This window comes from Streptomyces sp. NPDC048002, from assembly GCF_040653275.1.
GTDB lineage: Bacteria > Actinomycetota > Actinomycetes > Streptomycetales > Streptomycetaceae > Streptomyces.
Genome location: NZ_JBEZNL010000034.1, coordinates 78,704 through 89,644, shown reverse-complemented (window position 1 = coordinate 89,644; position 10,941 = coordinate 78,704). Strand labels below are relative to the sequence as shown.

At 72.4% G+C, this 10,941-nt stretch carries 12 protein-coding genes; 3 read left to right on the top strand and 9 right to left on the bottom strand.

Going from position 1 to position 10,941, the window contains the following annotated elements:
- The 3 genes from AB0E07_RS30760 to AB0E07_RS30750 form a co-directional block, all read right to left on the bottom strand.
- Positions 1-385: hypothetical protein (locus AB0E07_RS30760; protein ID WP_362259492.1), on the bottom strand; the 385-nt coding region annotated here is incomplete at its 3' end.
- Positions 386-401: 16 nt separating this feature from the next.
- Positions 402-1,691 carry a metallophosphoesterase gene (locus AB0E07_RS30755; RefSeq protein ID WP_362259480.1) on the bottom strand — a complete coding sequence of 430 codons (1,290 nt, stop codon included), beginning with the start codon at positions 1,689-1,691 and terminating at the stop codon, positions 402-404.
- Positions 1,692-1,731: 40 nt separating this feature from the next.
- Positions 1,732-1,974: a hypothetical protein gene (locus tag AB0E07_RS30750; protein ID WP_362259478.1), complete on the bottom strand. Its 243-nt coding sequence runs from the start codon at positions 1,972-1,974 to the stop codon at positions 1,732-1,734.
- A gap of 91 nt (positions 1,975-2,065) precedes the next feature.
- Between AB0E07_RS30750 and AB0E07_RS30745 the strand changes: the two genes are divergently transcribed.
- Entirely contained in the window at positions 2,066-3,349 is a 1,284-nt protein-coding gene (locus AB0E07_RS30745) for a D-alanyl-D-alanine carboxypeptidase (protein WP_362259475.1), read from the top strand.
- Here the strand turns inward: AB0E07_RS30745 and AB0E07_RS30740 are convergent.
- The 4 genes from AB0E07_RS30740 to AB0E07_RS30725 all read right to left on the bottom strand — a co-directional run bounded on the left by AB0E07_RS30740 (position 3,303) and on the right by AB0E07_RS30725 (position 6,652).
- The gene (locus AB0E07_RS30740) at positions 3,303-4,229 is read right to left on the bottom strand and encodes a YihY/virulence factor BrkB family protein (RefSeq protein WP_362259472.1); all 927 of its coding nucleotides are present in this window, start codon (positions 4,227-4,229) and stop codon (positions 3,303-3,305) included. The genes AB0E07_RS30745 and AB0E07_RS30740 overlap by 47 nt on opposite strands.
- Positions 4,217-4,621 carry a GtrA family protein gene (locus tag AB0E07_RS30735; protein WP_362259489.1) on the bottom strand — a complete coding sequence of 135 codons (405 nt, stop codon included), beginning with the start codon at positions 4,619-4,621 and terminating at the stop codon, positions 4,217-4,219. Before AB0E07_RS30735 ends, AB0E07_RS30740 begins: the two co-directional genes overlap by 13 nt.
- 431 nt (positions 4,622-5,052) lie before the next feature.
- Entirely contained in the window at positions 5,053-6,036 is a 984-nt protein-coding gene (locus tag AB0E07_RS30730; protein WP_362259469.1) for a decaprenyl-phosphate phosphoribosyltransferase, read from the bottom strand.
- Positions 6,029-6,652: a phosphatase PAP2 family protein gene (locus tag AB0E07_RS30725; protein ID WP_362259466.1), complete on the bottom strand. Its 624-nt coding sequence runs from the start codon at positions 6,650-6,652 to the stop codon at positions 6,029-6,031. The genes AB0E07_RS30730 and AB0E07_RS30725 overlap by 8 nt, the downstream gene beginning before the upstream one ends.
- Positions 6,653-6,785: 133 nt before the next feature.
- Between AB0E07_RS30725 and AB0E07_RS30720 the strand changes: the two genes are divergently transcribed.
- Positions 6,786-8,141 (top strand): FAD-binding oxidoreductase, encoded by a 1,356-nt coding sequence (locus AB0E07_RS30720; protein WP_362259463.1) that lies wholly within the window; start codon positions 6,786-6,788, stop codon positions 8,139-8,141.
- 58 nt (positions 8,142-8,199) lie between these two features.
- Complete coding sequence (locus AB0E07_RS30715; protein WP_362259460.1) at positions 8,200-8,955, top strand: decaprenylphospho-beta-D-erythro-pentofuranosid-2-ulose 2-reductase; 756 nt, start codon at positions 8,200-8,202, stop codon at positions 8,953-8,955.
- 237 nt (positions 8,956-9,192) lie between these two features.
- Here the strand turns inward: AB0E07_RS30715 and AB0E07_RS30710 are convergent, their stop codons facing one another.
- Positions 9,193-9,771, bottom strand: a complete 579-nt coding sequence (locus AB0E07_RS30710) for a 2'-5' RNA ligase family protein (protein ID WP_362259457.1) — start codon at positions 9,769-9,771, stop codon at positions 9,193-9,195.
- 150 nt (positions 9,772-9,921) lie between these two features.
- Positions 9,922-10,935 (bottom strand): tryptophan--tRNA ligase, encoded by a 1,014-nt coding sequence (gene trpS, locus AB0E07_RS30705; protein ID WP_362259454.1) that lies wholly within the window; start codon positions 10,933-10,935, stop codon positions 9,922-9,924.
- Positions 10,936-10,941 lie beyond the last annotated feature (6 nt).

The window sequence follows — 10,941 nt, the reverse complement described above, 5'->3', positions numbered from 1 at the left end:
GCTGCACACCTACAATCACCACCGCGGACACACCGCGCTGAAAGGCCAACCACCCGCCAGCCGCGTCCCCAACCTCACAGGGCAATACACCTAGCCCGGCGCGGACCAGGATCAGCCGGTCCACCGTCCGGCGCAGGGCCCTGCCCGGCAGACAGCGCGGCACCCAGGTGACCACCAGGGAGACGGCAGCGGAGAACGCCAGCAGGTAGAACGGCCCGGCGGGCGGATGCGTCGGCTCCCACGGCTCGTGCGCCCGGTTCTCCGGGTGCAGCAGCCCGGCGAGGGCGGACCGGACCAGCGCGCAGGCACCGGTGAGCAGTGACTCCAGCACGGCGAACAGCAGCGGCCTCGTCCGCGCCGGACGCGGTACGGAGGCCTCCGCCATGGCCCGCTCCCCCGGATCAGGCCTGCCTGGAGGCCAGTTGGATCACCGTGATGTCCGACGGGGCCCCGACCCGGGTCGGCGGACCCCAGGCGCCGGCGCCGCGGCTGACGTAGAGCTGAGTATCGCCGTACCGCTCCAGGCCCGCCAGGGTCGGATTGGCGGCGGAGGCGATCAGGTTGCCGGGCCAGAGCTGGCCGCCATGGGTGTGGCCGGAGAGCTGAAGGTCGACGCCGTACTCGACGGCGTCGTGGATCTGGACCGGCTGGTGGGCGAGGAGGACGCAGGCGCGGGTCGGGTCGCGGTCGCCGAGCGCCCTGGCGAAGTCCGGCCCCTGGCCCTCGTCCTCGCCGGCGATGTCGTTGACCCCGGCGAGGTCGAACCAGGGCAGTTCGGTACGGGCGTTCTCCAGCGGCAGCAGGCCGAGCCGGCGCACCTCCTCGACCCACTGCTCGGCGCCGGAGAAGTACTCGTGGTTGCCGGTGACGAAGTAGGCGGGGGCCTTGATCCCGGAGAGCGGGGCGGCCGCCGTGCGCAGGTCCCGCACGCTGCCGTCGACGAGGTCGCCGACGACGGCGACGAGGTCGGGCTGGGTCGAGTTGATGGTGTCGACGACCCGCTGCGCGAAGCCCCGGCCGAGGACCGGGCCGAGGTGCACGTCGCTGACGACGGCGATGCGGTAGCCGTGCGCGGCGCGCGGCAGCCGGGCGAGCGGGACGGTGACCCGCTTCACGCTCGGGCCGTTCAGGACGCCGTAGGTGCCGACGCCGACCGTCCCGACGGCCGCCGCGGCGGCCGCGCCGCCGACGATCCGCGAGACGAACAGGCGCCGGGAGGGGGCGGACACCGGCGGCCGCGGGTCCTCGGACCCGGGCGCCTCGGGCGCCTCGGGCGTGCCGGGCGCCTCGGGCGTGCCGGGCGTGCCGGGCGTGGTGCCCGCGGGCACCGTCTCCGGCCGGGGTTCCCTCGTACGCTCCTCGGCCGGCTCGCGCCGTTCCAGCAGGCGCCGCAGCAGGGGCCGTACGGCCTCGCCCAGGAGCAGCCCCAGCAGCAGGTAGATCGAGAGCGCCAGCCACAGGAAGCCGGGCCACGCCAGGACGCGCTGGAGCCAGAACGGCGCACCCGTCCGCTCGGCCACGAGCGCGCCGATCGCCATCAGCCAGCCGCCGGCGACGAGTGCCGCGCCCGCGCGGCGCACCCACCCGGGCCCACCGGTCGTGTCGCGGAACAGGCGGCGCCACACGTACCAGTTGGCCGTCACCAGGACGGCCAGCACGGCCAGGACGATCACTACGAAGACGATGACCACGACAGCCGAATCCCTGTGTCCCTAGGTCCTGTGCCCGTGCCTATGCGGTACGGCGCAATGCGCGCAGCCCGCGCAACCCGATGCCCCCGACAACCGTCCCCAATACGAAGGAGACGACGGCCAGCGCCAGGTGCACCCAGAAGTAGCCGGTGGGGTCGCCCGCGTCGTCGAACGCGAGGCCGCTGCCGTCCTTGACGAGGTTTTTGACGAAAGTGATCCAGATGAACCAACTCCACACCCCGAAGGCGAGCAGGAACCAGGAGACGGGGCGGCTGAGCTTCATACGTTCAGTATCACCGCCGCGTGTCTGGTTCCGTGGCCGGGGTGGGGGTCCGGGTAGGAGCTCGCACTCCGTGCCCTGTACGTTCTCGTCCGTGTCCGCACCCCAGAAGCCCGCCAGGCGATCACTGCTGGTCGTTTCCGCCGCACTGTCGTCCCTGGCGCTGACCACGCCCGTCTCGTACGCGGCCCCCAGTCCGACCCCGTCCGCCACGCCCCCGGCGGACATGTCGACGGTGGGCGGCGAGCGGCTCGGCCGGGCGGGTACGCAGGTCGAGCTGGCCGACGGGGTGCCGGTGCTGCCCAAGGGCCTGTCGGCGCGGTCCTGGGTGGTCGCCGACGCCGAGTCCGGCGAGGTGCTCGCGGCGCACAACGCGCACTGGCGGCTGGCCCCGGCGAGCACGCTGAAGATGCTGTTCGCGGACACCCTGCTGCCGAAGTTCCCCTCCTCCACCGAGCACGAGGTGGTCCCGTCCGACCTGGCGGACGTCGGGATCGGCTCCAGCATGGTCGGGATAAAGGAGGGCGAGAGCTACACCGTCCACGACCTGTGGCTCGGGGTGTTCCTGCGCTCCGGCAACGACGCCGTGCACGTGCTGTCGAAGATGAACGGCGGCATCGACAAGACCGTCGACGAGATGAACGAGCACGCCGAGGAGCTCCAGGCCCTCGACACCCACGCGGTCTCCCCCGACGGCTACGACGCCCCCCGTCAGGTCTCCTCCGCCTACGACCTGACCCTGATCGCCCGCTCCGGGCTCCAGAAGAAGGACTTCCGCGAGTACTGCTCGACGGTCACCGCGAAGTTCCCGGGCGAGACGAAGAAGAACAAGAAGGGCAAGAAGGTCCGCGAGTCCTTCGAGATCCAGAACACCAACCGACTGCTCAGCGGCGACTCCGACATCTCCGTCTACCAGGGCATCGCCGGTGTGAAGAACGGCAACACCACCAACGCGGGCGCCACCTTCACCGGGGTCGCCGAGCGGGACGGCCGGGTCCTCCTGGTCACCGTCATGAACCCGGAGAAGGGCGAGCACAACGAGGTCTACAAGGAGACCGCGAAACTGTTCGACTGGGGTTTCAAGGCGGCCGGCAAGGTCCAGCCGGTGGGTGAGCTGGTGGCGCCGAGGGGCGCGGCCGAGCCGAGCGCGCAGCCCGGCGCCAACGACAACGGCTCGGGCTCCGGCGCCGACTCCGGTCCCGGCCAGGCCGGTGGAGCCTCCGGGAAGCCGGTCGCGAGCGCGACGGCCGAGGACGGGTCCAGCGGCATCGGGGTCGCCCTGGCGGTGACCGGCGGAGTGCTGGTGCTGCTCGCCGGGGGCGTGTTCCTGGTCAATCGCCGCTGGCCGCTGCCGGATCTGGTACGTCGTCGTCGCTGACCTCGCCGGCCTCGTCGCCGGAGTCCTCCTCGCCGGCGCTCGGGGTGGCCGTCCAGGCGGCGCAGAACACCACGAGCTTCGAGGTGAAGTTGATCCACAGCAACAGGGCGACCGGGACACCGAAGGCGCCGTACATGCTCTTGCTCGCCACACCCTGCATATAGCCGCTGAGCAGCAGTTTCAGCAGTTCGAAGCCGACCGCGCCGATCAGCGCGCCGACCATCAGGCGCCGGCGCGGCGGTTCGACACCGGGCAGCAGGGTCAGCACGTACAGCAGGAGCAGGAAGTCGGCCAGGACGGCGACGGAGAAGGCGGCGATCCTCAGCAGGACGCTGGCGAAACCGCCCTGGACGAAGCCGAGTTCGTCGATGATCCGGCCGACCAGCGCCGAGGCGACGGTGGAGATGGCGATCGTGAGCAGTACGGCGCCGCCCAGCCCCACCAGTACGCCCGCGTCCTTGGCCTTGCGCAGGAGGGGGTTCTCCTCCGTGTCCTCCAGCTCCCACACCGCGCGCAGGCACTCGCGCGTGGAGCCGACCCAGCTGATGCCGGTGACGAGCAGCAGGGCGCCGGCGATGAGGCCGATGGTCCCGGCGTTCTGCACCAGCCCGTCGATGTTCAGCTGGTCGGAGATGCCGGGCACCTGGTCGGCGATCTTGTCCTGAAGGGTGTCCTGCTGGTCCTTGCTGAGCGTCGCGGCGGCGATGGCCGCGGCCACGGCCAGCATCGGGAAGAGCGCGAGGAAGCTGGTGAACGTCATCGCCGCGGCCAGCTGCGTCCATTTCACCCGGTCCATGCGTTCGTACGACCGCCAGGCGTGCGTGGTCATCAGCCAGGTGGCGAGCGGTCCGACAACGGGGAGCTTTTTCAGCCAGTCCATGATCCAACTCTCCCCTCGTCGCGGAACACCCATGTACGGGTTCCCCAGAAACGCAGAACAGTCGCCAGCGCCATGCCGACTCCCGCACCCGAGACCACGTCCGCGCGCGGCGAGGTGAGCCCGAGTCCGTAGTGGCTCACGGCCAGGCAGAGCAGCTGTACGGCGGCGCCCGCCAGGTTCACCGCGAGGAAGGCCGCGTACGGGCGCAGGCCGGCCGGGCGGGCGTGCCGGTAGGTGCCGTAGGCGTTGCCCGCGTAGGCGACCGTGCAGCCGGCCGCGAAGGCGAGCGTCTTGGCGGTGAGCGGGTCGAGGCCGGCCGGTCCGCGCAGGGCTACGAACAGGGCGGTGTCGACGGCGTAGGCGAGCAGGCCGGCGGCGGCGAAACCGAGCAGTTCCCGCCGGTCGGCCCAGGCGCGCGGGCGGGCACGCGTGCGCGTCGGCCCGGGCGCGTCCCCCGGCGTGTCGGGCGCACGGGTTGCGCCCTGGGGCGTGTCGGACGGACGGGGTACGTCCGCGGGCAGGTCGGACGGACGGGTTGCGCCCTGGGGCGTGTCGGACGGACGAGGTACGTCCGCGGGCGGGTCGGACGGACGGGTTGCGTCCTGGGGCGTGTCGGACGGACGAGGTACGTCCGCGGGCGTGTCGGACGGACGGGTTGCGCCCTGGGGCGTGTCGGACGGACGGGGTACGTCCGCGGGCGTGTCGGACACACGGGGTACGTCCGCGGGCGTGTCGGGTGAACGGGCCACGTCCAGGGGCGCCTTGGTCGGAGGGGTCGCCCCCGCGCGCGTGTCCGTCGGTCGGCGGGCCTCCGCGCGTGTGCTCACCAATTCGCCACCGCCAGCCCGTACATGGCCAGCCACACCAGGCCGATGAGGGCCAGGGCGCGGTCGCCCAGCACGACCTCCTCGGGCTCGCCCGCCGTACCGCGGTCGGCGAAGACGGCGTACCGGAGGATCGCGAGGATGAAGGCGACCACGGACAGCTGCCGCCAGGGCAGCACGCTGGTGTGCGGCACACCGCCCTCCTCCAGCGCCCACAGGCAGTACCCGAGGACGGCGACGCCGGCCGCGAGCTGCCAGACGAAGCGGAGGTAGCCGGTCGTGTACTCGGTGAGCAGCGCGCGCGTGGCGCCCGCCTTGCCGGCCATCTGCACGGCCTCCGAGTAGCGCTTGGCCGAGACCATGAACAGCGCGCCGAAGCCGGTGGTGATCAGGAACCAGCGGGACAGCGGGATGCCGAGTGCGAGCCCGCCGACCATGGCCCGCATCAGGAAGCCGGTCGTGACGACGACCAGGTCGACGACGAGGACGTGCTTGAGGCTGACGCAGTAGGCGAGTTGCATGCCCAGGTAGGCGGTGAGCAGCAGGGCGACGAGCGGGTGGCTCAGCCAGAGCGCGGCGGCCGGCGCGAGGACGGCGAGGGCGCCGCCGACGGCGTACGCGACCGGTACGGGGACCTGGCCGGCGGCGACCGGGCGGTGCCGTTTGGTGGGGTGGGCGCGGTCGGCCTCGGCGTCGCGGGCGTCGTTGACGAGGTAGACGGCCGCGGCGCAGGCGGTGAAGAGGACGAAAACCAGGGCGAGTTGGGTGAGCGCGCGGCCGGTGAACAGCTCTCCGGCGGCCGCCGGAGCGGCGACGACCAGGACGTTCTTGACCCACTGCTTGGGGCGGGCGGTGCTGATCAGGCCGCGCAGGAGGCCACGTTCGGGGGTGGGGGTTCCGGTCGAGCGAGGGGGCGTGCGCTGTTCGAGGAGCGCGGGCTCCCTGGTGCGCGCGCCGGTGGTCAGCGGCGCTGTCTCAGTCATGTGCGCCGCCCGCCATCCAGCGGGCCCCGGCACGCGCCGTGAGCGCTCCCAGGGCCGCGCCCGCCGCCACGTCCGAGGGGTAGTGCACGCCGACGACCAGCCGGGACAGGCACATGGCGGCGGCGAGGGGCGGGAGAGCCGCGACCAGGGCGGCCCGGCCGACCGAGCCCGGTGCCACGCCGTGTGTCGTGCCGTGTGCCACGCCGCGTGTCGTGCCGTGTGCCGCACCGCGTGTCGTGCCACGCACCGCCCCGCGCGCCGCCAGCATGCCGAAGGCGACCGCCGCGGCCGCGGCCGAGGTCGCGTGGGAGCTGGGGAAGGAGTGCCGGCCCGCGGTGCGCACCAGGGGTTCGACATGCGCGGGGCGCGGGCGGCGGACCACCCTCTTCACACCCATGCTCACGACGTGCGCGCCCGCGGTGAGCGCCGTTCCGCGCAGCCAGGCGGCCCGTCGCGGGCCGTCGGCGGCAGCCCCAGCGAGGCCCGCGGCCAGCCACAGGGCACCGTGTTCGCCGGCCCGGGACAGGGCGCGCGCGGCACCGGCGACGCGGGGGTCGCGGCCGTACGCGCTGAGCGCGCTGAGGATGCGGTGATCCAGGTGGTCCAGGTGGTCCATGCGGACCCACTGTTCACCCCGGCCACGCCGGAACTCCGTCAATATTGAGCGACATCCCATTAATCACCCATTTCGGGGAGCAATGTGATGTTTCATAACCAATCATCAGCAGAGCGGCGCTACGGTCGCCGACATGCCTGCCGAGACTGTCTCCGTCACGGGTTGGGGCCGCACGGCCCCCACCGCCGCCCGGCTGATCCGGCCCCGGACCTACGCGGAGGCCGCGGCGGCCGTCCGGGCGTGCGGAGCCCGGGGCGGTATCCCCAGGGGCCTGGGGCGGGCGTACGGGGACGCGGCGCAGAACGCCGGCGGGGCCGTGATCGACATGACGGGCCTGGACCAGGTGCACGCCATCGACGCGGACGGCGGCACCGTCCTGTGCGCGGCGGGCGTGTCCCTGGAGCGACTGATGCGGGTACTGCTCCCGCTCGGCTGGTTCGTGCCGGTGACCCCGGGAACCCGCCAGGTCACCGTCGGCGGCGCGATCGGCGCGGACATCCACGGCAAGAACCACCATGTGTCCGGCTCCTTCTCCCGGCACGTCCTCGCCTTCGAACTGCTCACCGCAGACGGCGAGATCCGCAGCGTCGAGCGCGGCACCCCGCTGTTCGACGCGACCACCGGCGCCATGGGCCTGACGGGCATGATCCTCACGGCCACCCTGCAACTGCTGCCGGTCGAGACCTCGTTGATGTCGGTGGACACCGAACGCGCCAGGGACCTCGACGACCTGATGGCCCGGCTCACCGCCACCGACCACCGCTACCGCTACTCGGTCGCCTGGATCGACCTCCTGGCGCGCGGCGGCGGCACCGGACGGGCGGTCCTGACACGCGGCGACCACGCTCCCCTGTCGGCGCTGCGCGAGGGCACGCGCGCGCGGAGGGACCCACTGGACTTCCGCCCCGGCCGGCTGCCCTCCCCTCCCGCCCTCTTCCCCGAGGGGCTGCTCGGCCGCCGGACGGTCGGCCTCTTCAACGAGGCCTGGTACCGCAAGGCCCCCCGCGCGCGCAGCGGCGAACTCCAGCGGATCTCCACCTTCTTCCACCCCCTCGACGGCGTCCCCCACTGGAACCGCGTCTACGGCAGGGGCGGCTTCGTGCAGTACCAGTTCGTCGTCGGACACGGCCAGGAGGAGGCCCTGTGCCGGATCGTCCGGCGCATCTCGGAGCGGCGCTGTCCGTCGTTCCTGGCGGTACTCAAGCGCTTCGGGGACGCCGACCCGGGCTGGCTGTCCTTCCCGGTACCGGGCTGGACGCTCGCCCTGGACATCCCGGCGGGCCTCCCCGGCCTCGGCGCCTTCCTCGACGAACTGGACGAGGAGGTGGCCGCGGCCGGCGGCCGGGTCTACCTCGCCAAGGACTCCCGACTGCGCCCCGAACTGCTCTCCGCGATGTACCCCCGCCTCGACGAGTTCCGCGCCCTGCGCGCCGAGACCGACCCGCGCGGGGTGTTCACCTCGGACCTCTCCCGCCGCCTCGGTCTCTAGAGCCGAGGCCGGTGTCACCGCTTCGTCCACCCCGGTCCCCAGCCCCCAAGGAGCCGTCATGAAGGACGCCTTCGGCCTCCCCCAGTCCCTGCTCGTCCTCGGCGGCACGTCCGAGATCGCGCTCGCCACCGCCCGCAGGCTGATCGCCCGCCGCACCCGCACGGTGTGGCTGGCGGGCCGTCCGACGCCCGCCCTGGAGGACGCGGCGGAGGAGCTGCGCGCCCTCGGCGCCCGCGTGCACACCGTCGCCTTCGACGCGCTGGACACCGAGTCCCACGAGTGGGTGCTGGGCAAGGTCTTCGCCGAGGGCGACATCGACCTCGTCCTGCTGGCCTTCGGTGTCCTCGGCGACCAGGCCCACGACGAGCGCGAGCCGGTGGCCGCGGTGCGCGTGGCGCAGACGAACTACACCGGCGCGGTCTCGGCGGGCCTGGTCTGCGCGCGGGCCCTCCAGTCCCAGGGCCACGGCTCCCTGGTCGTCCTGTCCTCGGTCGCGGGCGAGCGGGCCCGCCGCGCCAACTTCATCTACGGCTCCAGCAAGGCGGGCCTCGACGCCTTCGCGCAGGGCCTCGGCGACGCCCTGTACGGCACGGGCGTCCATGTGATGGTCGTACGTCCCGGCTTCGTACGGTCGAGGATGACGGCCGGGCTGGAGGAGGCGCCGCTGGCGACCACGCCGGAGGCCGTGGCCACGGCGATCGAGCTGGGACTCAGGCGCCGCGCCGAGACGGTGTGGGTGCCCGGCGCGCTGCGGGTGGTGATGGCGGCGCTCAGGCACCTGCCGAGGGGGCTGTTCCGGCGGCTGCCGGTCTGAGCGGACGAGCCGAGGGGCCGGTCTCCGGGTGGGCCGGCCCGCGTCGGGCCGGCCCAGTGCCGCGTCAGGCGACGTTTGCCCGTCAAGGAGCGGCGTCCGGTGCGTGCTCTCGGCGTGCCGGGTGCAAGCCCTCGTACTGGATGTACTTGGGCTTGTGCCCGGTGCGGCGAGTGGGGGTGCCCCCTCTGGGGGAGCGTGCCGGGCGTCGCGACGGGGCGAACGTTGCCTGACGCGGCACTAGCTCGCGGGGATCGACCCTCGCTCGACGGGGCCGCCCTGCGGCGGCACGACCGCCCCGCCGAAGACGAATTCGCGCAGCTTGCGCCACACGCCGTCCGCGCCCTGCTCGTACAGCGCGAACCCGGTGCAGGGCCACTCGGCCTCGTAGTCGGCGAGTTCCGCGAAGGCGCGGTCCATCGACGCCTCGTCGATGCCGTGCGCGACGGTGACATGCGGGTGGTACGGGAACTGGAGGTCCCGCGCCACGGGCCCGGACGCGTCCCGGACCTGCTTCTGCAGCCAGGAGCACGCCTGGGCGCCCTCCACGACCTGGACGAACACGACCGGCGACAGGGGACGGAAGGTTCCCGTGCCGGACAGCCGCAGCGGGAACGGCCGGCCCGCGGCCGCGACCTCGACCAGGTGCGCCTCGATCGCGGGCAGCAGCGAGGCGTCCACCTCGGTCGGCGGCAGCAGGGTGACGTGCGTGGGGATGCCGTGAGCCGCGGCGTCGCCGAAGCCCGCGCGCCGCTCCTGGAGCAGGCTGCCGTGAGGCTCCGGGACCGCGATCGACACGCCGATCGTTACGGTCCCCACGTCATCTCCCTGTCGTCATGACGGCTGCTTCTGTCAGCCGTCGGCTTTCGACTGTACGGCCACGGCTGTGCCGAGGGCAGGCGCAACCGGAGTGATGTGCAGCGCTCTGCCCAGTGGTACGCCTGTGGTACGTCTGTGCGAGGGTGCGCCTCAGTGCTTGGCGGGCAGGAAACCGACGTGGTCGTAGGCCTGCGCCAGCGTCTCGGCGGCCACCGCACGCGCCTTCTCCGCGCCCTTCGCCAGAATCGAGTCGAGCGTCTCCGGGTCGTCCAGGTACTGCTGGGTCCGCTCCCGGAACGGCGTCACGAACTCGACCATGACCTCGGCGAGGTCCGTCTTGAGCGCACCGTAGCCCTTGCCGTCGTACTTCTGCTCCAGTTCCGCGATTCCCGTGCCCGTGAGGGTCGAGTAGATGGTGAGCAGGTTGCTGACGCCCGGCTTGTTCTCGGCGTCGTAGCGGATCACGGTGTCCGTGTCGGTGACCGCGCTCCTGACCTTCTTCGCGGTGGCCTTCGGGTCGTCGAGGAGGTTGATCAGGCCCTTCGGCGTGGACGCCGACTTGCTCATCTTGATCGACGGGTCCTGGAGGTCGTAGATCTTCGCCGTCTCCTTGAGGATGTACGGCTTGGGGATCGTGAAGGTCGCGCCGAACCGGCCGTTGAAACGCTCGGCGAGGTCGCGGGTCAGCTCGATGTGCTGGCGCTGGTCCTCGCCGACCGGGACCTCGTTGGCCTGGTAGAGCAGGATGTCGGCGACCTGGAGGATCGGGTACGTGAACAGGCCGACGGAGGCACGGTCGGCGCCCTGCTTGGCGGACTTGTCCTTGAACTGGGTCATGCGGGACGCCTCACCGAAACCGGTCAGGCAGTTCATGATCCAGGCGAGCTGGGCGTGTTCGGGGACATGGCTCTGGACGAAGAGCGTGCAGCGCTCGGGGTCGAGGCCGGCCGCGAGCAGCTGGGCGGCGGCGAGCCTGGTGTTGGCCCGCAGGTCCGCGGGGTCCTGCGGGACCGTGATCGCGTGCAGGTCGACGACCATGTAGAACGCGTCGTGGGACTCCTGGAGGGCCACCCACTGGCGGACGGCGCCGAGGTAGTTGCCGAGGTGGAACGAGCCTGCGGTGGGCTGGATTCCGGAGAGCACACGGGGTCGATCAGAGGCCATGTTCAC